At 57.7% G+C, this 19,464-nt stretch carries 19 protein-coding genes; 10 read left to right on the top strand and 9 right to left on the bottom strand.

All coding sequences use genetic code 11. The features are described 5' to 3' along the window. Positions 1-9: 9 nt before the first annotated feature. The 3 genes from AC6I7A_RS09265 to AC6I7A_RS09255 all read right to left on the bottom strand — a co-directional run bounded on the left by AC6I7A_RS09265 (position 10) and on the right by AC6I7A_RS09255 (position 4,753). Positions 10-1,050: a sugar ABC transporter substrate-binding protein gene (locus AC6I7A_RS09265; RefSeq protein ID WP_009090224.1), complete on the bottom strand. Its 1,041-nt coding sequence runs from the start codon at positions 1,048-1,050 to the stop codon at positions 10-12. A gap of 67 nt (positions 1,051-1,117) precedes the next feature. Further along, on the bottom strand, positions 1,118-2,098 hold the full coding sequence (locus AC6I7A_RS09260; RefSeq protein ID WP_058958215.1) for a TIM barrel protein: 981 nt from the start codon (positions 2,096-2,098) through the stop codon (positions 1,118-1,120). A gap of 297 nt (positions 2,099-2,395) precedes the next feature. Further along, positions 2,396-4,753: a membrane-bound PQQ-dependent dehydrogenase, glucose/quinate/shikimate family gene (locus AC6I7A_RS09255; protein ID WP_058958216.1), complete on the bottom strand. Its 2,358-nt coding sequence runs from the start codon at positions 4,751-4,753 to the stop codon at positions 2,396-2,398. A gap of 364 nt (positions 4,754-5,117) precedes the next feature. Between AC6I7A_RS09255 and AC6I7A_RS09250 the strand changes: the two genes are divergently transcribed. From AC6I7A_RS09250 to AC6I7A_RS09240, 3 genes are all read left to right on the top strand, one after another. Beyond that, positions 5,118-5,420 carry a hypothetical protein gene (locus AC6I7A_RS09250; RefSeq protein WP_058958217.1) on the top strand — a complete coding sequence of 101 codons (303 nt, stop codon included), beginning with the start codon at positions 5,118-5,120 and terminating at the stop codon, positions 5,418-5,420. A gap of 2 nt (positions 5,421-5,422) precedes the next feature. Then, entirely contained in the window at positions 5,423-6,433 is a 1,011-nt protein-coding gene (locus tag AC6I7A_RS09245) for a GT-D fold domain-containing glycosyltransferase (protein ID WP_046101817.1), read from the top strand. Positions 6,434-6,610: 177 nt separating this feature from the next. After that, complete coding sequence (locus AC6I7A_RS09240; RefSeq protein ID WP_058958218.1) at positions 6,611-7,933, top strand: MFS transporter; 1,323 nt, start codon at positions 6,611-6,613, stop codon at positions 7,931-7,933. 74 nt (positions 7,934-8,007) lie between these two features. Here AC6I7A_RS09240 and AC6I7A_RS09235 read toward each other — a convergent pair whose 3' ends face one another. Both AC6I7A_RS09235 and AC6I7A_RS09230 read right to left on the bottom strand, forming a co-directional pair. Beyond that, positions 8,008-9,423, bottom strand: a complete 1,416-nt coding sequence (locus AC6I7A_RS09235) for a purine-cytosine permease family protein (RefSeq protein ID WP_058958219.1) — start codon at positions 9,421-9,423, stop codon at positions 8,008-8,010. 169 nt (positions 9,424-9,592) lie between these two features. Then, complete coding sequence (locus AC6I7A_RS09230; protein ID WP_058958220.1) at positions 9,593-10,048, bottom strand: winged helix-turn-helix transcriptional regulator; 456 nt, start codon at positions 10,046-10,048, stop codon at positions 9,593-9,595. Between the two features lie 206 nt (positions 10,049-10,254). Here AC6I7A_RS09230 and AC6I7A_RS09225 point away from each other — a divergent pair, with 206 nt between their 5' ends. Together AC6I7A_RS09225 and AC6I7A_RS09220 are read left to right on the top strand one after the other, a co-directional pair. Continuing rightward, positions 10,255-11,388, top strand: coding sequence for an MFS transporter (locus AC6I7A_RS09225; RefSeq protein WP_230200884.1), 1,134 nt, complete (start codon positions 10,255-10,257; stop codon positions 11,386-11,388). Beyond that, positions 11,385-12,269, top strand: a complete 885-nt coding sequence (locus AC6I7A_RS09220; RefSeq protein WP_058958221.1) for an EamA family transporter — start codon at positions 11,385-11,387, stop codon at positions 12,267-12,269. The genes AC6I7A_RS09225 and AC6I7A_RS09220 overlap by 4 nt, the downstream gene beginning before the upstream one ends. Here AC6I7A_RS09220 and AC6I7A_RS09215 read toward each other — a convergent pair whose 3' ends face one another. The 4 genes from AC6I7A_RS09215 to AC6I7A_RS09200 all read right to left on the bottom strand — a co-directional run bounded on the left by AC6I7A_RS09215 (position 12,270) and on the right by AC6I7A_RS09200 (position 16,532). Beyond that, positions 12,270-12,902 carry a DapH/DapD/GlmU-related protein gene (locus tag AC6I7A_RS09215; protein ID WP_058958222.1) on the bottom strand — a complete coding sequence of 211 codons (633 nt, stop codon included), beginning with the start codon at positions 12,900-12,902 and terminating at the stop codon, positions 12,270-12,272. It abuts the gene before it with no gap. Positions 12,903-13,532: 630 nt separating this feature from the next. Beyond that, the gene (locus AC6I7A_RS09210) at positions 13,533-14,834 is read right to left on the bottom strand and encodes a PQQ-dependent sugar dehydrogenase (protein ID WP_046101813.1); all 1,302 of its coding nucleotides are present in this window, start codon (positions 14,832-14,834) and stop codon (positions 13,533-13,535) included. 12 nt (positions 14,835-14,846) lie between these two features. After that, on the bottom strand, positions 14,847-15,254 hold the full coding sequence (locus tag AC6I7A_RS09205; RefSeq protein ID WP_058958223.1) for a DUF2231 domain-containing protein: 408 nt from the start codon (positions 15,252-15,254) through the stop codon (positions 14,847-14,849). Positions 15,255-15,416: 162 nt separating this feature from the next. After that, positions 15,417-16,532, bottom strand: a complete 1,116-nt coding sequence (locus tag AC6I7A_RS09200) for an ABC transporter substrate-binding protein (RefSeq protein WP_009090234.1) — start codon at positions 16,530-16,532, stop codon at positions 15,417-15,419. Between the two features lie 320 nt (positions 16,533-16,852). Here AC6I7A_RS09200 and AC6I7A_RS09195 point away from each other — a divergent pair, with 320 nt between their 5' ends. From AC6I7A_RS09195 to AC6I7A_RS09175, 5 genes are all read left to right on the top strand, one after another. Further along, positions 16,853-17,092 (top strand): hypothetical protein, encoded by a 240-nt coding sequence (locus AC6I7A_RS09195; RefSeq protein WP_058958224.1) that lies wholly within the window; start codon positions 16,853-16,855, stop codon positions 17,090-17,092. Between the two features lie 300 nt (positions 17,093-17,392). Beyond that, on the top strand, positions 17,393-17,881 hold the full coding sequence (locus AC6I7A_RS09190) for a P-loop nucleotide/nucleoside kinase family protein (protein WP_058958225.1): 489 nt from the start codon (positions 17,393-17,395) through the stop codon (positions 17,879-17,881). 127 nt (positions 17,882-18,008) lie between these two features. Continuing rightward, a complete protein-coding gene (locus AC6I7A_RS09185) occupies positions 18,009-18,323 on the top strand; it encodes an antibiotic biosynthesis monooxygenase family protein (RefSeq protein ID WP_265135872.1) in 315 nt (104 codons plus the stop codon). A 1-nt stretch (position 18,324) separates the two neighbouring features. Continuing rightward, positions 18,325-18,735, top strand: a complete 411-nt coding sequence (locus AC6I7A_RS09180; protein WP_009090237.1) for an amino acid-binding protein — start codon at positions 18,325-18,327, stop codon at positions 18,733-18,735. Beyond that, a complete protein-coding gene (locus tag AC6I7A_RS09175; RefSeq protein WP_058958226.1) occupies positions 18,713-19,423 on the top strand; it encodes an ArsR/SmtB family transcription factor in 711 nt (236 codons plus the stop codon). Before AC6I7A_RS09180 ends, AC6I7A_RS09175 begins: the two co-directional genes overlap by 23 nt. Positions 19,424-19,464 lie beyond the last annotated feature (41 nt).

The raw sequence follows: 19,464 nt of genomic DNA, 5'->3' as shown, positions 1-19,464 counted from the left end.
CCCGCTGACTTATTGCTGAACCAGCAGCTGACGCAACCGCGCGTTATCTTTGGTTGAGAACGCGTCGACATTCTCTTTGGTGATCAGCGCCTGAGGCGTTGAAACCACACGCGACAGCTTCTGACCGTTGATCAGACGGATCATGACGTCCATTGCCACTTCACCGGTAAGAACCGGAAAGCTGTCTACCGTGCCGGTGAGTTCACCGCGTTTAATCGAGGCGTAAGCATCAGAAATGCCGTCGGTGCCAAAGATCGCCACCTGTGACGCTTTGTTCTGCGCACGCACCGCTTCCACCACGCCCAGCGCCATCGTGTCATTGTTGGCGTAGATGCCGATCAGATCAGGGTGCTGCTGCAGAATGGTCGACGCGGCATTAAAGGCCTGCTCGCGACTCCAGTTTGCCGGCACGCTGGCGACAATGGTGAATTTCCCGGCGCTGTCCAGCGTCTCTTTGAATCCACGGGTTCGCTGACCGGCGGCATACACCCCCGGCTGCCCTTCAATGACCGCCACTTTGCCGCCCTGCGGATGGTGCTGAATAAACCATTTCGCCACCCGCACGCCATTATCTTTCTGGACGTTGCCGACGTAGTAGCGCGCATCCGGCATCACAGCGTCATTGACGTTGACCACCGGAATATTTTTACTGCTGGCGCTCTCCAGCGCAGGCTGCAGGTTAATGTCGGTCTGCGGCGAGACCAGCAGGCCGTTGAAGCCCTGCGAGATCAGGGTTTCCGCAATCGACAGCTGACCAAGCTGATCGTCTTCATTAGCCGCCGCCTGATAAGCCACCGTGATGCCATATTTCTTTGCTGCGTTCTGGTAGCCCTGGCCGAGTGATCGCCAGTATTCATTGGTCAGGGTTTTTGACACCCCGCCAATCTTCAGCGCCTTGTCGACTTTTGGCAGGGCACCATATTTGCTGTCGAGCTGCGTCCAGTCGGTACGATCCGGTTCCGTATCTGACTGCAACGGGGCCAGGTCTGCCGCATAGACGGTGCTGCAGAGCAGTGAGGAGGCGATAAGAGCAAGCAGGCGTTTTTTCATTTTTTTATTCTCAGGGTGTGGGTAACGTTTTTTGTTCTACAGACTCAGGTTACGCAGAAGCGGGCCGTTATCGCGCCAGCATGATGTCATTGACGATCTGCTGGGAGGCAACGGCATCCTGACGCTCGATGGCCGCCAGTAATGCCGCGTTGCCATGCAGCTGGTCACACAACCTCAGCAAGCGGGTGACGGTCGCGATATTGCTTTCCGCTTCCCGAATCGGGTCAAGGCCGCTGGCATCCGGGAACGTATCGAAGTAGTAGGCACCGCGGTAACCGTCGCGCTGCATCTGCCAGAGAAACTCCAGCGTGGCGCGCGGATTGACCGAGCCGACCATCAGCCCGTCGTCGCGTTTGCCCCAGCCATCATTAAGGTCCAGCCCCAGCAACCGCGAGCGGCGTGCCACCATCGCGGCGGCGAAGGCCGGGATCTCATTGGCAAACAGCACGTGAGCAAAATCCAGAGTAATCCCCAGATTGGCGCAGCCCGCCTCTTCCACCGCCAGCAGACAGGTGGTGGCGTTGGGAAAGATGCTGTAGGCGCGCGGCTCGTTGGGCTTATATTCAATGCTGACATCTACATCCGGGGCGTACTCCGCCACCTCACGCACCGCGCTGACGGCATCCTCCCAGATCTTCTTATAGTCCGCCTGAAAGCAGTAATCGAAACCGTCCTGCCCCATCCACAGCGTCATCAGCCGTGAACCAAACTCCCGACCGGCGTCGATACCGCGTTTGGTCAGCTCGATCGCTTCGCGACGCACTCTGGCATCAGGATGAGTGAACGCGCCAATTTTGAACTGGGGCGCATCCCAGCGCATCTGCATCCCGTTGACCGCCAGACCCGCATCGCTGATCGCCTGGCGCAGCGTGGGAATGTCGCTGGTGAGATGCTGCGGATAGTTAAGATCGAGATGCGTCAGACCTTTAACCTTGCCTGCACGGGCCACCATCTGCAGTACCGAGGGCTTGCCCTGCTGGCCGGGCCAGTAGAGGTGCGCCCCCGAGGCGAAAGAGTTAAGACGGGTAGCAAATTTCAGTTCCGACATGAGCATCAATCCTTCAGAGTGCGTATTGTGAAGTACTTTTCATATTCACGATTAGTTGTGAAGTTATGGTTTACTCTACGCTTCGCGGCTCAATGCGCAAGTCGGACAGGCCAGGCAAATCGCTAAACCGCGAGCGCTGTCACGAAATAGTTTCGATACGGTATCATCGGTCTGGCAGGTTTTGCTGGAAGAATAGAAAGGTAATACAACGGGTTGTAATGCACAGAGAGAGAGGGCGAATCGGGCAGACAGAAAAGTAAAAAAACTGAGCGCCCGTATGGCGCTCAGTCTCTGAGGTTACTTCAGGCGGAAAGCGACCACGCTGTCGCCCGCCGTGGTGCCGAGCGAGCCATGCCCCCCCGCCGCAATCACCACATACTGCCGGCCATCTTTACCCATAAAGGTCGATGGCGTGGCCTGCGCACCGGCACTCAGCTCCGTCTGCCACAGCAGTTCGCCGGTGGTGCTGTCGTAGGCACGGAAGAAGTTATCCGCCGTCGCACCGTGGAACACCAGATCACCCGCCGTCAGCAGCGGCCCACCGTGAGCCACCATGCCCATCGGGAATCCCAGCGGGAAGCGACCGGGCAGGAAACTGGTCTTCAGGTTTTTGGTGGTGCCGACGCGGCGCAGCCACGCCGTTTTACCGGTAGTGAGATCCACCCCCACCATACGTCCCCACGGCGGCGCAATGCAGGGAATGCCCAGCCCGGAGGCCATCTGCTGAATATGGATCGCGTAGTCACCGTGGAAGTTCTCATTCCAGTATGGCGTGCCATCTTTGGTGAAGGTCCGCTGCGTTTCCGTTTCCGGCGTGCGTTTAATCAGGTTGTATTTGTAGGCCAGACGCACCGGGGTCGCTATCAGCATCTGACGCTGCGGATCGACAGCGACAGAGCCCCAGTTAAAGACACCGATGTTGCCGGGGAAGATCAGCGATCCTTTCTCCGTTGGCGGCGTCCACGGATTGCCATCATAGCGCAGCTCGCGGAACGTGATGCGGCAGGCCATCTGGTCAAACGGCGTAATGCCCCACATGGCGCTTTCCGTCAGCGGTTGCGGAATGAAGTTCAGGCTGGAAACCGGCTGGGTTGCCGCATACTGCTCGCCCGGGATACCGTCCGTGGAGACCTTCACCTGCTTAACCGGATAAACCGGCTCGCCGGTCAGACGGTTCAGCACAAACAGGTTGCCGGTTTTGGTCGGCAGGATCACCGCCGGTTGTGGCTTGCCCTGATAGCTGATGTCCACCAGCGAGGGCTGCGACGGATTATCGCGGTCCCAGAGGTCGTGGTTTGCGCTCTGATAACGCCATCTGAAAGCACCGGTTTTCAAATCCAGCGCCACCAGCGCATCACGGAATTTCTCGGTATTGCTGGCCGGATCGCGAGCCGTGCCAACTTCATCCGGTGAAGCATTACCAAAGGGAACGTAGACCAGACCGTTCTTCAGGTCGGCGCTCAGGGTTGCCCAGGCGACCGGGGTGTCCTGCGGATAGATGACCGCGTCAGCAACAGGCGCGCTCTTTTCCGGGTTAGCCGGATCGAAGTTCCACACCAGACGCCCGGTGACCGCATCATAGGCACGGATGACACCTGACGGATTGCCGGTGTTAAACCCGTTATCCATGACCGAACTGCCCACGATCACCAGATTACCGGCCACCAGCGGTGCGGCCGTCTGCATCAGTGCGTGCGGGCGCAGCTCGCCCATATTAGCGCGCAGATCCACCTCACCGTTGTTGCCGAAGTCAGCGCAGGGTTTGCCGGTGTCGGCATCCAGCGCCCGCAGGCGGGCATCAGTGGTGGCGTTAAAAATTCGCTTGCGGCAGAGGGCCGGTGCCCTCTCCGTCGCCTGCTGCGCCAGTTGACCGGCATCGAAGTAGCTCACACCGCGACAGGTCTGATGCTGCTGCAGCCAGGAGCGGTTTTTATCCGGGACGGCTTTCCATTTCACCGCCCCGGTTTCCGGGTCAAGCGCATGCACTTCGTTGTGCGGCGTACAGAAGTAGAGCATGCCATTAGCTTTCAGCGGCGTCGCTTCAAAGGTGTACTCGGTAGCATCGCCCTCCTGACGCAGATCGCCGGTGTGATAGGTCCACGCCACTTCCAGATTTTTCACGTTATCTTTGGTGATCTGTTTCAGCGCCGAAAAACGCTGACCCTCTGCTGTCCCGCCATAGGCGCGCCACTCCTCATCCGCGCCACCGGTGACGGAACTGTTACGGGCTGTCGTGATGGTCCCCTGCTGCGGCAGCGGATCGTAGAAGCAGAGGCCGGCGACCAGCAGCAGCATCACAATAACCGAGCTGCCCAGGAAAGGATGAAAGCGGCGCTGTCCCTGAAACAGAGGACGTACCACCCAAGGCAGCGCCAGCCAGACGCCGAGCACCCCGAACAGATCCCCGCGCGGGATCCACTGCCACTTATCGAAGCCCACTTCCCGGATCATCCAGAACAGTGTGATCCACATCAGCAGCGCATAGAGCGTCAGCGCGCTGCGTTTTTTCATCCACAGCAGAACTGCGCTGAGCAGTACGCCTACACCCATCAGCGCATAAAATGCGCTGCCTCCTGCCAGCAGGAGTTTTCCTCCCATGTAAATCAGGGCAATAGCAAATATCGCCATGATTATACTGGTTATTTTATTGATCATGATCCTTCCTCGGGTCATTAGCGGCGTCAGAAACGTCAAACGTGAAACATAATTTCAACGAGATTTTAACTTACACATGAAATATGTAAAAACGTGTACAGACGTAAATCATTAATGAATTTTATTTAACCGCACCCGATCCAGACCGGTATTGCCGCTTTTTCTGCTGCCGGAAGGGACAATAACGCGATATTCATCACAATAAATTAACCTCAGGCCGCAGGTTATCGCACCTTTTGTTCAAAGGTGGAGAAATATCAGACAAACCGGGCTTCAGTAATGCTCACTTATGCGTCATCGCTGAATAAAAACGAGTGTCAAATAATCATAATGCTTTTTAATCCCTGTTCAGGGTTTAATCTTATTGCTGAAACTGGCAACGCGACTGTTCCGCATCTTTTATTTTCCAGCGAGCCCCCGACTGGCGCAGCGCGAAATTATTTTTCGCCCGTTTATTCGGGACAGACATTTATCACCGCCCTGTTTAACCGGCCGGAAAGCAATAATTAATACATTAATGCAGGAAGGCATTCCGGCGCTGAAAACGATTTCAGAGTTTCCGCAGCCTGACGCTTCATTTATCTGTGATATATATCAGCATTATCTTTTCGATTTATCCGGCCATCAGGCAGGATTTTTTTCATGCAGCAATAACTCAGGCAGGTAATTATGTCCGCATTGAATGCGATTTATCGCAAGCTTCGTTTTCCGTTTAAATTTATACACGCCGCGATTCGTTACCCTGCCGCCCAGGCGCGGGTAAAACGTTATTCTGTTATGTCGATAGAAGAGACGATTGACCTGTTATTGCGTAATCCTCAATTATCGCTGGCCCGTTATGGTGACGGTGAACTGGAGATGACCTGGTATAAAAATATCGGCTTTCAGCCCTTTGATCCGAACCTCTCTGCGCGGCTCAAGGCCCTGCTGCTGCAGGATCCGCAGACCAACCCGAACTGTCTGATCTGTCTGCCCGATGCCTTTCGCACCACCCGTAATATGCGCAGTGGATCGGCCCTGTTCTGGTTCTTCCATAAATCCTTTTATTTCAGACATTATGATGCGCTGCTGAATAGTCAGTACCGCTATGGAAATACTTCCGTGACCCGCCCTTATCACGACTATAAAGGCAAACAGTTATCCCGGACGATATTTGATAAATTTAAACAGCTCTATCAGAACCGCCGGGTATTAATTGTCGAAGGCAGCGGAACGCGTCTGGGATTAGGCAACGATTTACTGGATGGTGCCCTCGAGGTGAAACGTATTACCACGCTGAACCGTAATGCCTTTTCTGTTTACGATCGTCTTTTTGACACGGTATTAGCGCAGGCGGTCAGCTTTGATCTGGTCTTAATTTCATTAGGCCCGACCGCTACCGTGCTGGCCTATGATTTAAGTCAGCACGGCATTCGCTGTATTGATAGCGGACACGTTGATATTGAATATGAGTGGATGCTGGCCAGCGCCACACATAAAATGAAAGTCGAAGGCAAAAACGTGAATGAGGCGGGCGTACTGCTGGGTGAACAGACCACGGTGGAAGATGCAACCTATCAGCAGCAGATCCTGCAGCACGTTGGCGAAATGCCACCGGCAAAGCCGGGTTCTGATGCCGCGGTGGTCGCGGTCGTGGTTCCCCTGCCGCACGTCAGCACGACTCACCATAACGCGGCCTGAGACTCCCCATCGGCAGGCAGTGACTGCACTGCATTGATGCGCAGGCGAATAATTAGCGCGATCACTGCCTGATGTGGCGGGCGGGCTCCCCGGCCCGCCGGGCTTTGCCGGGCGATGCGCTTTTCCGGCATCAATTTTGCTTCAGCTCTCCTGAAACTATCAATCAGGAGAAGTGAGATGACACCCAGCCGTTACCGTTACACCATATTTTCACTGCTGTTCCTGATCGCGCTGATTAACTATATCGATCGCGGCGCCCTCTCATTTGCAGCCAACGCCATTGCGGCAGAATACCATTTCAGTAAGGTGCAGCTCGGCGCCGTGCTGGGCTACTTTGGCTTTGGCTATCTGTTTGGTTCGCTGTGCGGCGGGTTTCTGGCTGACCGCATCGGCACCAAAAAAGTCTGGCTGCTGGCAGGCGTACTCTGGTCGTTACTGGAGATCGCCACCGCCTGGGCGGGTGAGCTGGGTATGGCACTGTTTGGCGGATCAGCCATTATGGGCTTTGCCGCCCTGCGCATTCTGTTCGGCTTTTCCGAAGGCCCGGCCTACGCGCTGATGAACAAGGCGATTGCCCACTGGGCCCCTGACAACGAGCGTGGCTTTGCGCTGGGCATCGGCCTGCTCTCGACCCAGGTCGGCGCCCTGCTGACCGCCCCAATCGCCGTGGGCCTGCTGCTGCTGACCCATGACTGGCGCATGATGTTTATTCTGCTGGGGGTCTTTTCCCTGCTGGCGATGGCGCTGTTTGCCCGGACCTTCAGCGACAGCCCGGAAAAGAGCGCCGCCACCAATCCGGCCGAGCGCGCGCTGATCCACGCCGGGCAGCGCCGCAGTGCGGCGGACAGTGTGCCGCTGCCCTGGTGGCGCTTTTTCACCAGCCGGACGCTGGTCTGCAACGCGCTGGGCTATTTCTCCTTCCTCTACATCACCTTCACGCTGGTGACCTGGATGCCGAAATATCTGCAGGATAATTTCCACTACGATCTGCACTCGCTGTGGTACGTGGCGATGATCCCATGGAGCGGTGCCTGCCTGACGGTCCTGCTGGGCGGCCGCATCGCCGACGCGCTGCTGGCGCGCTTCCATAACCTGCGGCTGGCGCGCAACCTGTTCGCCGCCGTGACGCTCTGCGGCACCGCCTGCTGCTTTATGGCGATCCCCTATATGCAGTCGGCCACAGGCATTATTGCGCTGATGACCCTGGGCAACGCACTCAATGCGCTGGTGAATAATGTCTACTGGTCGGTGGTGATCGATGTCAGCCCGAAAGCCTCGGTAGGCACCTTCAGCGGCATGACGCTGGCGATTGCCAATCTGGCGGCGATTATCTCACCGATGCTGTGCGGCTGGCTGGCGGAGTATTACGGCTATAACGCGATGTTCACCGTGACGGCGCTTATCGCCTTTGGCAGCATGCTGGCCATGACGCTGCTGCAGCCGGAAAAACCGCTGGTGGCTGACGCTGAGGGGGGCACCGCCGACGTTTCTGCTGCCTGACAGGTCAGCCGCTGGGGCGCACCCGCACCATCTCAGCATGACAGTCAAAAAAGCCGCCCCTCAGGGCGGCTTTTTTATCCCGCAGAGGGCGTGCCGCGGCGATCCCAGCGGCTGGCGACGAGCCATAGCAGTGCAGTGACACACCAGCCGATGATCCAGGAGACATCATTGCCGGCAAAAATCCAGGTCAGTGAGCCATGATGCAAAGGGTTGTCAATAAACGGCAGCTGCACCGCCACGCCCAGAAAGTAGACCACGATGCCGGTGAGGTTCCAGCGACCATAGCGTCCCTCGGGCCGGGAAAGTGCCGGGATATCGACGCGGCCTTTGGTAACGAGGTAGAAATCCGTCAGGCTGATGGCGCTCCAGGGCACAAAGAACGCCAGCAGAAAGAGCAGGAAGTGGGTAAAGGATTTCAGGAAGGCCGGTTCACTGAGCAGAGCGATGACGCAGGCCAGCGTGACCATCAGCACCACAAACAGGATGCGCCCGCCCTGGCTCAGCGTCGTTTGCTGCCGAAAGCCAGAGACAATGGTGGTCAGGGACATGAAACTGCCGTAGGCATTCAGCGTGGTAAAGGTAATCTTGCCAAAGCAGATCGCGAAATAGATCACCATCGCCATCGTGGCCGTGCTGCCCAGACTCACAATGTAGCCGACCTCATTGCCTGAAAACGCGCTGCCGGCAATCGCCGCCACGATCACGCCCAGCGTCATCGACGCCTGGGTGCCCAGCACGGTGCCAAAAAAGACGGCACTGAAGAGTCTCTTCGCGGAAACCTGCGCGGGAAGATAGCGGGAATAGTCAGAGACGTAGGGACAGAACGCGATTTGCCAGGAAGAAGAGAGCGAAACCGCCAGCAGAAAATTTGCCGGGGTAAAGTGCCGGTTCTGCCACACCGCCGATAAATCATGGGTTGTGAACAGGGTAATGAAGAGATAGGCAAAGGCTGCCACGCCAATCACGCTCGCCAGTTTTCCCAGCTGATGAATGACGCGATAACCCAGTACTGCAATGACCACAATCAGGACGCTGAACACCACCATGCCGGTGGCGTTGCTGACGTGAATCAGTCTGGCCAGCGCCTGTCCCGCTAATACCGTCCCGCTGGCTGAAAAGCCCACATACATAATACAGACCAGCACCAGCGGGATCACGGCACCAAAGACGCCAAACTGCATACGGCTGGTAATCATCTGCGGTAAGCCCAGGCGCGGTCCCTGAATCGCATGCAGGGCCATGATCCCCGCCCCTAAGATCTGACCCACCAGTAAACCGGCCAGCGACCACACCACATCGCCACCCAGTACGACAGCCAGCGCACCCGTCACGATCGCCGTAATCTGCAGATTGCCGCCAAACCAGAGTGTGAACTGACTGAAGGGATGACCGTGACGCTCCTGCAAGGGAATGTAATCAATCGAGCGGGTTTCCGACAGGCGCGGTTTCTCTGCGCCTGGATAGTCTGATACAGAGGGTTTGACCGACATAGAGTCCTCGCTGGAACAGTGAGAGATGCGTTGAGTAAAAAGGGATCAGTCAGTAAGACGGTTGAAGATACATGTCTATACATGTATTGATGGTGTCATGCGCACCGGAAAGTTACAAGGCAACCTGTCATTCGAAAATGTGATGATAACGACAGGTCCGCCAGGTCGATTATCCTTCCGCGATGACCCGCTGACGATGGCAGTCGGCAGGTTCCAGCTTCTGCCCCTGCGAGGAGTAAACCTCCAGACGCGGCAGCGGTTTCCCTTGCGCATTATCCAGCAGCACCGAGTGCGTTTCGCCCTTCTCAAACAGATAACGCTCCCCCCACTGGCGCATCGCCACCACGACCGGAAACAACGCGCGGCCGCGCTCGGTCAGGATATACTCCCGGTACGCGCTGCCATCAGAGGCTGGCACAACCTCAAATACCCCTATCTCCACCAGCTGCTTCAGCCGTGACGCCAGGATATTCTTTGCCAGCCCCAGGTTGCGCTGGAAGTCGCCAAATCTGCGCACATCATCAAAGGCTTCGCGCACGATCATCATGCACCAGCGTTCCCCAATCGACTCCAGCGTTCTGGCGACCGGACACTCGCTGGTCCTCAGGGCGTCCTGTTTAGCCATTCTCATCTCTCACTCTGTTCATTCCATCATGCCAGCTTAGTCATCCGCAAAAGAAGTTGCAAAAAAAAACCACTGCTGATAATTATGCTGCCAAACTGGTTTCAAATAAAAACCACAAGGGCAAGGGTATGACTTCTTCGACTGACAGGGTTTCTGCAACGGTGACAGATTTGCCTGCCGCTGCGACGCCGCCGCTCCCGCAACGCATGATCTTTTTGTTCTCCCTCACCTCGGCTCTGGCCGTCGCCAATGTCTATTCCGCTCAGCCGCTGCTGGAATCGATAGCCGACAGCCTGCAGGTTTCCCCCGGCACGACGGGTGCGGTGGTAACGGCCACGCAGGCGGGCTACGCCCTCGGGCTGATTTTTCTGGTGCCGCTGGGCGACTGCGTGAACCGCAAAAAAATGGTGCTCACTCAGCTGCTGTTTTCCGTGCTGGCGTTAACCGGTGCGGCCTGTGCACCCGACCTGATGACGCTGCTCTGGGCGATGCTGCTGGTGGGATTAATGGCGGTGGTTACGCAGGTCATGGTGGCGTGGGCCGCCCTGCTCGCCTCGCCAGCGCAGCGCGGACAGGTGGTGGGCAGTGTCACCAGCGGTATTGTGATCGGCATCCTGCTCGCGCGGCTGGTTGCCGGGATGATTGCCGACCTGGCGGGCTGGCGGGCGGTTTATCTGACGGCGGCCGGGCTGCTCCTGCTGCTCAGCTTTGTGCTGGCAAAAGCGTTGCCGGCCACACCCCGCCCGCCGCAGCGCACATCCTCTGCTCAGCGGTTTCTGTCGGTTTTCCGGCTGCTCCTCACGGAACCGCTGTTACGCAGGCGCGGTCTGCTGGCGCTGCTGATTTTTGCCGCCTTCAGTATGCTCTGGTCTTCGATGGTGCTGCCGCTGACGGAGCTTTCCCTCTCTCATACCGCCACCGGCATGTTCGGACTGGCGGGTCTGGCCGGTGCGCTGGCGGCGTCCAGGGCGGGCGCATGGGCTGACCGGGGATGGGGACCGCCTGCGACCGGCTTCGCCCTGGCGCTGCTGACCCTCTCCTGGCTGCCGATAGCCGCGCTTCAGAGCTCCCTGCTGTTCCTGATTGCTGGCGTGATCCTGCTCGACTTCGCCGTACAGACGGTGCATGTGATAAACCAGAGCCTGATCGTCGCGGCCCGGCCCGAAGCCGCAAGTCGTCTGGTCGGTGCCTATATGTGCTTTTACTCGCTGGGCAGTGCGCTGGGGGCGATTGCCGCCACGCAGCTTTACGCCCACTGGGGATGGCAGGCCGTCTGCTATGCGGGGGGTGCAGTCAGCGCCTCTGCCTTTCTCTGCTGGTATGGAGCACGTCACGCATGAAACTCCCGCATCTGCTGCTCGCCGTGCTGATCACCGCCATCTGGGGTATTAACTTTTCCGTCATCAAACTGGGGCTGCACGCGATCGATCCCTTTATCCTGGCTGGCATCCGCTTTACGCTCTGCGCCCTGCCTGCCCTGTTCTTTATCCGGAGACCGGATGTGCCGTGGCGCTATCTCATCAGCTATGGTCTGATTTTCGGGATCGGCCTGTGGGGCGTGGTCAATCTGGGGATTAAGACCGGGCTGTCAGCGGGCATCGCTTCACTGCTGTTGCAGTTCAGCGCCTTTTTCACGCTGCTGCTCGGCGGCTGGGTATTCCGCGAGCGGCTCAGTCGCTATCAGATTGCCGGTTGTCTGCTGGCCTGTGCAGGGTTACTCAGCATCTTTTTCATCACCGACGGGTCCGTGACTTTTTCCGGTATGCTGCTGGTGCTGGCGGGTGCGCTGGCCTGGAGTGTTGCCAACATCATTAATAAGAGAGCGGGGACAAAACAGGTCTTCGCCTTTCTGGTCTGGTCGAGCGCCTTCGCGCCCGTGCCGCTGTTTCTGCTCGACGGCCTGGTTAACGGCACCCGCGGCTATCAGGCACTGTTCAGCCATCTGGACACGCGGGCGCTGCTGTCGATTCTTTTCCAGGTCTATCCCAATACCCTGTTCGGCTACTGGGTGTGGAACTGGCTGCTTAAGCACTACCCGGTCTCTACCGTTGCGCCGCTCTCCCTGCTGGTGCCGGTATTCGGTATTCTGGGTTCCGTGGCAATATTTGGTGAGACGGTCTCCGCGCAGAAGATTGTCGCGCTGCTGCTGATTGTCGCCGGGCTGGCCGTCGGGCTTTATGGCGCGCGTGTCGCGCGCCTGATCGGCGTGCGAAGCGGCTGACTACTCTCCGTGCCGCTGGCAGAACGCGTCGATATCGCCGTGCTGAAAGTCAGGCAGGTTCGCCAGCAGTTTCTCCAGCGGCCAGTTCCACCAGGCTATGCGCTGCAGGCGGGCGGCAATCGCAGGGGTAAAGCGCATCCGCAGCGGACGCGCCGGCACGCCCCCCACCACGCTGTAGGGGGCGACATCTCTGGTCACCACCGCGCCCGCCGCCAGCACCGCACCATCACCGACGGTCACGCCGGGCAGCACAATCACCCCATGCCCGATCCAGACATCATTGCCTATCACCACCCGGTCGGCCCGGCGGGCGGCAAAGAAGCCCTGATCGCGGCGGGCGCTGGCGTGATAATACTCCGGGCAGTAGGTAAAGCGGTGCTGTGAGGCGCGATCCATCGGATGATTCGGCGCGCCGATGCGCACCTGATTCGCGATGGCGCAGAAGCGGCCCACGCGGGTATCCGCCAGGCAGCAGTGTTCGCCAACATAGGAGAAGTCACCCAGCTCACTGTATTCCAGCAGGCTGTGCGCCAGAATTTCACACTGCTGTCCCACGGTGGTTTCCCGCATCCGCACACTGTCGTCGATCCAGGTGTGCGCAAGCCGGGCAGGCATAACGGCGGCAAGAGACATAATCGTTCCGGTCAGGTAAGCCACGCCCCGCTGGCGTGCTTTTGTCGCCCCACCTTACCCGCTGCGCATGACAGAGAATTGACAAAGAAAAAAGGCGGAGTGGTTAGCTCCGCCTTGTTTCAAGTTCCGGTTAACCTGCGTGACCGGTCAGTTGCATAAGGGCAACGATGATCTGCAAGATGACCCGGATAAGATCCAGAATCAGCTTAGTCAGTTCCATCACTTTCCTTCTCCTTTTACAGGAGCGCGCTGTTCGGCAACCAGGGCTTTGACTCTACCCGCCGGGCGCCTAAGCACATCTTTGTGGAGAGGGCTGAGCGGCACTCAAGGTTAAAGCCACAGGCCAGCACCACCTGATACCTGCCGGGATTTTAAAACCGTGCCCCTGGGAGCGGCCAGTCGACAATGAGGCGAGGCTCAACACTCAACACATGTATAAACATACAGTATTTTGGCGAAACTTGAAATCCTTAGCCGCACATTTTACAATCTGTTCTGTGGAGAGTGCTGAGCACCCCGTTCGCAGCGCGGTTACCAGCCGGGTAGCGAACAAAAAAATAAAGGATTTGGCGTGATGCCAAATCCTTTTTTTATGCCTGCTTTCCGGCAGTGAAAACGGACCCGTCCGGATTACCTGGCGGCGCTGACTCGCCAGATGGTGTTCCCTGCGTCATCCGCAATCAGCACCCCCCCCTCTCTGTCGCTGGCGAGACCCACCGGCAATCCCCGCACCTGCTTTTGATCATCCGTCAGGAAGCCCGAGACCACCGTCTGCGGCTGCCCCACCGGTTTGCCGTTCTCAAATTTCACCCACACCACTTTGTAGCCATTCAGCGGTGTCCGGTTCCAGCTGCCGTGTTCACTGATAAAGGCACCGCCACGATACTGCGGCATGTTATCTGCGCCATAGAAGAGCAGACCCAGCGGAGCGACATGTGAGCTCAGGGCGTAATCGGGTTTGATCGCCTTCGCCACCAGATCGGGACGCTGCGGTTCGGCGCGGGTATCAACATGCTGACCAAAGTAGCTGTAGGGCCAGCCGTAGAACCCTTTATCCTGCACCGAGGTCATGTAGTCGGGCACTAGGTCCGAGCCGATTTCATCACGCTCATTGACGATAGCCCAGAGTTTGCCGCTCTGAGGTTCCCACTGTAAGCCGGTTGGATTGCGCAGCCCGCTGGCAAAGATGCGGCTGGCGCCGGTGGCGGCATCCACTTCCAGCACCGCGGCACGGCGATACTCTGCGCCAATGCCGTTCTCGGTGACGTTACTGTTGGAACCGACCCCGACATAGAGCTTGCTGCCATCGGGGCTGGCCAGCAGCGCCTTGGTCCAGTGGTGGTTAATCGGGCCGCCCGGCAGTTCGGTCACCTCTTCCGGCGCGGTGCGAATCTCGGTTTCCCCTTCGCGATATGGGAACTTCACCAGGCTGTCCGCATTGGCGACATAGAGCGTGTTGCCAATCAGCTGCATGCCAAACGGGGAATGCAGATTCTCAATGAAACGGTGCTGCTCCCATTTGCCGTTCACCTTGCGCAGCAGCGTAATCCGGTTGCCGCCTGCACCGCCCTTACCTGAGGCTTTCTGTACGATGCCCATGATGAGCTGCTTCGGCCGGGTCGTCGGTTTGGCCGGGCCGTTTGATTCCGCCACCAGCACGTCGTCGTTCGGCAGGACATAGACCTGACGCGGATGCTGCAGATTGTCAGCGATCTTTTCAATCTTCAGCCCGTCAGCCACTTTGGGCATCTCACCCGCCTTCCAGGGCGTGCCTTCCGGCACCTGCATCGGCGGCATAAAGAAACTCTTCGCCTTTGGCAGTTCAGGATTCGGACCGGTCTGCTTCTGGGGGTCGATTTGTGCACCATCATCACAGCCTGCCAGCAGGGCTGCCAGGGTCAGCGCGAGCAGCGTTTTATGCGGTATCTTCATGGTGGCTCCTCCTTAAGCGCTACGCTGACGTAACGCAAGTTGCACATTCGCCAGCAGCAGTAGCGCCACCACCAGCGTCGAAAGCGTCACGCCCAGCGGGATCACCGCGGCGGCATCACGGCTGTGAATAAACGCATTAACGACAGCGATCACAACCGCCACCAGCCAGAGCCAGAAATGGCTCTTCTCCGCACTGTCACTGCCGCGAAACAGATAAACCAGCGCGATGAGTCGCGGCACAATGGCCAGAATCAGTCCCAGCGCAATCAGCCAGCCTGCGGCGTCAGTCCAGAACTGCACAAAGGTCTGACTGTAGAAAATGTCGAACAGCCAGGCCGCAACAAAAAAGCCCAGCGGCACCGGCTCCAGCAGAGCGTACAGCGTCACGGCAAAGGCCGATCTTCCCGAGATATTGCGCATGTTTCTCTCCATTTTTAGCGTGAATGCGGACGACGACACGTCATGCTGCTCAGAGCAAACGAGGCCGCGCCTGTAAAAGGTTAGTAAATCTGAAGGGAAAGAGCGGGTTTATTCGGCGGGAAGTGTAATGCTGGCGATGACATCCCTGTCATCGCCGGTCAGTCAGGGTTTATCTGCGGGCAGTGTCACCCAGTAGCCTGGCTGATAAGGCAGCGGCAGGAACTTCTGATGAAATTCGCGGAACGTTGCGTCGGGATCGAGATCGGCAAAGAGATCGGGATGCAGCCACTTCGCCAGCGCCTGGATAGCCACAAACTGATAAGGACTGTCGTAGAACTGATGCCAGATCGCGTGGACGTTGCCATTGTGCGCCACCGGCAGGGTTTTAAACGCATCGCGCATCATCAGCGCCTTCAGACGCGCCGTCGCCTCGGTCACATTGGCGCCCGGCCCGACGCCGACCCATTTGCCCACGGTATTGTAGTTCTTCCAGTTGGCCCCGGTGACCACCACCACATCGGGTTGACTGGCGATGATCTGCTCCGGGTTCACGGTACCGAAGGTGCCGGGGATAAGATCTCTGGCAATATTACGTCCGCCCGCGATCTCCACCATCTGACCGAAGTTCTCATTACCAAACGACATGCAGCACTCATCGCTGTAGCCACCGGCGCGGTCGATCATCACTTTCGGGCGATAGCCGGTAAAGTTTTTCAGCCGCGAGGTCACCCTCTCAATCTGCTGCTGGCGGAACTGAATGATCTCCTGCGCCCGCGCCGGTTTGTTCACCAGTTCGCCCATGATGCGGATACTTTTCTCGGCATTCACCATCGGCGCTTCACGGAAATCGATAAACACCACCGGCACACCGACCGCCTGCAGTTTTTCTGTCAGCTTGCCTTCATCAGTGGCCGCTTTCGATTCCAGATTCATCAGCACCAGATCGGGCTTCAGGGTTAACGCCTGCTCAATGTTAAAGGTGCCATCTTTCGCCCCGCCGAAGGTCGGCAGTTTCCTGATTTGTGGATAGCGTTTCTCATAAGCCTGATAGCCATCCCAGTCGGCCTTGTGGAGATCGTCCCGCCAGCCGATGACCCGCTTAAAGGGCGCGTCGGTGTCAAAGGCTGCCAGCAGATAGATCTGACGCCCCTCACCCAGAATGATGCGCTTCGCCTCCTGCGGCACCTCAACCTGACGGCCTGCGACATCAGTAATCATTTTGGCCGACGCCATTCCTGACAGCGTGAGCATCCCCAGTGCGAAAAACCATTTTTTCATTGTAAAAACCCACACAGATGATAATGAGAATTATTAATGTAAAGCGGCGTTACTATCACTTAAATCAGCGATCAGGGGAAGAGCGTGAATGAAAAGTTTTTTGCCGTCGTGTGAAGTGGATTCAGGTCTGAACAGAGAAAAAAATTTCTGAAAAGGGTTGTCAGATAACTGAATGATTAGCCGGGATTTCCTCTGCATCCCGCGCTGCGCTTAGGCCCGGGTTAAAAATCATTCCATCCCATTCCTGTACAAAATAAGGATCGCTGTATAAGTTTAATAGCAACACCAGTGCATTTTTTAACCCGAAACAGGACAATAATATGCCGATGCAAAACACCCTGACCCTGCCGGTCAATCCCACTCTCCCGACCCAAACCGGGTTCAGCTCCTCTTTTACTGCCTCTGAACAGGACAAACTTAATTTCCTGATCGAGGAGTTACTGGAAGCGGGCAAGGAAAAAAGCTGCATGGAACTGCTGCGCTATCTCGCCTCCGCAGACAGTGTCGAAGAAGAAGCGTGCTGCCGTGAACTGCTGACCATGCTGATGGCGCGGAAATGATGTCTGCTACGCTGTATTCCCGTTCCGCATTCTTCTCTCTGCTTATCGCCTGAGTCCCCTCCGGGTTCAGGCGCAGTTCGCTCTGCACAGCGATTTGCGTAATCCCACCCGGCATAACGCCCCAGCCCTGGAAGCAGCCAGACACACGACACCCCGTTCTGCCCCTCATTCGTCTCTCATAATGTTGCTCACCCCGCGCCGCTTTTGTTAGCCTGAATCCTGTATCAGCCGGACACATTTCGCCCTCTCTTTTCGGCGTTTATCCGCTAGGACTTTCTTTGCTACAGGAGTGACAGCACGATGGACGCTTCCCAGGCCACACTGCATCTGCTGTGTGGAAAAATAGCTTCAGGAAAATCGACGCTGGCCGCTGAGCTGGGCGCGTCCCCAGGGTGTGTGGTGATCAGCGAGGATCAGTGGCTTGCCGCGCTCTGGCAGGAGGAGATGCAGTCGGTGGCGGATTACGTGCGCTGTGCAGCAAAACTCAGAACAGCAATGACACCTCATCTGGTGGCGCTGCTTAACGCAGGCGTGTCGGTGGTGCTTGATTTTCCTGCCAATACCCGCGCGAATCGTGACTGGATGCGTTCGGTGATTCAGCGCTCCCAGGCAGACCATTGTCTGCACTATCTGGATGTGCCGGATGCGCGCTGTCTGTCGCGTCTGCATGCCCGTAACCAGAGTGGCAGCCACGCCTTTGCCGCCACGGAAGAGCAGTTCGCGCTCATCACCCGCTTCTTCGAACCGCCGCACGAGGATGAGGGTTTTAACCTGGTACGGCACGGTTAATCAGCCGGGATCCTGTGCCTTCATGAGAGCAGGATTGTCCTCCCGTACGGACTTATTTCGTTTCAGGCCGAAGCATTGACGCGTCCCGCCCGCTATTTTCCGGCTATCAACCCCAAGGAGAAGCGCAATGATTGCTGTACTATTTGAAGCTGAAGCCCTGCCGGAACACCAGATGCGTTACAGGCAGCTGGCGGCGGACCTTAGACCGCTGCTGATGGAAAACGAGGGATTTATCTCTCTGGAGCGTTTTCAGAGCCTGACCGATGAGAAAAAAATCCTTTCACTCTCCTGGTGGCGCGATGAAGAGTCGATCAGGGCCTGGAAGCGCAATCTGTGCCATCAGGCTGCCCAGCGCGAAGGCCGTGAGACGCTTTTTGCCGCTTATCATCTGCGCATCGTCACCCTCGTCAGAGAATATGCGTTTAACCCGGGAGAAATGTAATATGTTCGACATTCATGTGATCCTGCAGAATAGCCCGGGCACGCTCTCCCGGCTTACCACGTTGCTGGGCGATCAGGGGATTGGACTGGAAGGCGGTGGCATGTTCTCGTCCGGCACACTGAGCCACGCCCATTTTCTGGTGGCAGAGGGTGAACGGGCCCGAAGGGTGCTGGAAGCGGAAGGGATCGCGGTTGAAGCCGTCCATGTTCCACTCATCCGCCGGCTCCCTCAGCAGCGTCCCGGCGAACTGGGTGCCATTACCACACGCCTGGCCGCAGCAGGGATAAATATCCTGGTGCAGTACAGTGACCACGCTAACCGGCTGATCCTGATCACCGACAACAATCTCTCAGCCGCCGGGCTGACTACAGAATGGGCCGTATCCTCCGATGGCAACACCGCAACCCCATAATGCCCCCGACGACAGTGACGCGCTGGAAAACGCCATTGCCGGTGTCGCCGCCGCGATGGCCGATCCCTCGCGGGTAAAGATGCTGTCAGCGCTGATGGATGGACGCGCATGGACGGCCACGGAGCTCAGTGCCGTCACGGATGTCGCGCCCTCCACCGCCAGCGCACATCTGACCCGGCTGATGAATAGCGGGCTGATCGTGTGCCTGGCGCAGGGCCGTCACCGTTATTACCGGCTGAATGGCAGTGATATCGCCACGCTGATTGAGAACATGATGGGCGTGTCGTGGCAACGGATTGCCGCCCCTGAGAGCACAGCGCCACGCGCGCTTCGCACCGCCCGCACCTGTTATGACCATCTGGCAGGTGAAATTGCGGTGCAGATCTATGCCTCACTGGTGCATCAGGGCTGGATCACGCCCGAAGGCAGCGCGGTCACGCTTCACGGCAGACAGCAGTTTCTGGCATTGCAGATTGACCTGTCACAACCCGGACGACGGAAAGCGTGCTGTGGCTGCCTGGACTGGAGTGAGCGGCAGTTTCATCTCGGGGGCTACGCGGGCGCCGCGCTGCTGACCGGCTTTGAACAGCAGGGCTGGCTGACCCGGCAGGCAGGCTATCGGGAAGTGGCTTTCACCGTGGCGGGTCTCCGCCATCTGCAACAGATTTTCGGTGTCACCTCGCGTTAACGCATAACATGACCTGACCGTTTTATTCCTGCCGCCAGACC

Source organism: Type-F symbiont of Plautia stali (assembly GCF_059731105.1).
The sequence above is the reverse complement of the archived record's forward strand: the minus strand, read 5'-3'. Positions and strand labels throughout refer to the sequence as shown.

Coding starts and splice junctions, on each gene's coding strand:
- AC6I7A_RS09225 (WP_230200884.1), top strand. CDS start 10,255: ATGATCTTTTTGTTCTCCCTCACCTCGGCTCTGGCCGTCGCCAATGTC.
- AC6I7A_RS09195 (WP_058958224.1), top strand. CDS start 16,853: ATGCCGATGCAAAACACCCTGACCCTGCCGGTCAATCCCACTCTCCCG.
- AC6I7A_RS09265 (WP_009090224.1), bottom strand. CDS start 1,050: ATGAAAAAACGCCTGCTTGCTCTTATCGCCTCCTCACTGCTCTGCAGC.
- AC6I7A_RS09205 (WP_058958223.1), bottom strand. CDS start 15,254: ATGCGCAATATCTCGGGAAGATCGGCCTTTGCCGTGACGCTGTACGCT.
- AC6I7A_RS09245 (WP_046101817.1), top strand. CDS start 5,423: ATGTCCGCATTGAATGCGATTTATCGCAAGCTTCGTTTTCCGTTTAAA.
- AC6I7A_RS09175 (WP_058958226.1), top strand. CDS start 18,713: ATGGCAACACCGCAACCCCATAATGCCCCCGACGACAGTGACGCGCTG.
- AC6I7A_RS09240 (WP_058958218.1), top strand. CDS start 6,611: ATGACACCCAGCCGTTACCGTTACACCATATTTTCACTGCTGTTCCTG.
- AC6I7A_RS09215 (WP_058958222.1), bottom strand. CDS start 12,902: ATGTCTCTTGCCGCCGTTATGCCTGCCCGGCTTGCGCACACCTGGATC.
- AC6I7A_RS09180 (WP_009090237.1), top strand. CDS start 18,325: ATGTTCGACATTCATGTGATCCTGCAGAATAGCCCGGGCACGCTCTCC.
- AC6I7A_RS09220 (WP_058958221.1), top strand. CDS start 11,385: ATGAAACTCCCGCATCTGCTGCTCGCCGTGCTGATCACCGCCATCTGG.
- AC6I7A_RS09200 (WP_009090234.1), bottom strand. CDS start 16,532: ATGAAAAAATGGTTTTTCGCACTGGGGATGCTCACGCTGTCAGGAATG.
- AC6I7A_RS09230 (WP_058958220.1), bottom strand. CDS start 10,048: ATGGCTAAACAGGACGCCCTGAGGACCAGCGAGTGTCCGGTCGCCAGA.
- AC6I7A_RS09185 (WP_265135872.1), top strand. CDS start 18,009: ATGATTGCTGTACTATTTGAAGCTGAAGCCCTGCCGGAACACCAGATG.
- AC6I7A_RS09190 (WP_058958225.1), top strand. CDS start 17,393: ATGGACGCTTCCCAGGCCACACTGCATCTGCTGTGTGGAAAAATAGCT.
- AC6I7A_RS09235 (WP_058958219.1), bottom strand. CDS start 9,423: ATGTCGGTCAAACCCTCTGTATCAGACTATCCAGGCGCAGAGAAACCG.
- AC6I7A_RS09210 (WP_046101813.1), bottom strand. CDS start 14,834: ATGAAGATACCGCATAAAACGCTGCTCGCGCTGACCCTGGCAGCCCTG.
- AC6I7A_RS09260 (WP_058958215.1), bottom strand. CDS start 2,098: ATGTCGGAACTGAAATTTGCTACCCGTCTTAACTCTTTCGCCTCGGGG.
- AC6I7A_RS09255 (WP_058958216.1), bottom strand. CDS start 4,753: ATGATCAATAAAATAACCAGTATAATCATGGCGATATTTGCTATTGCC.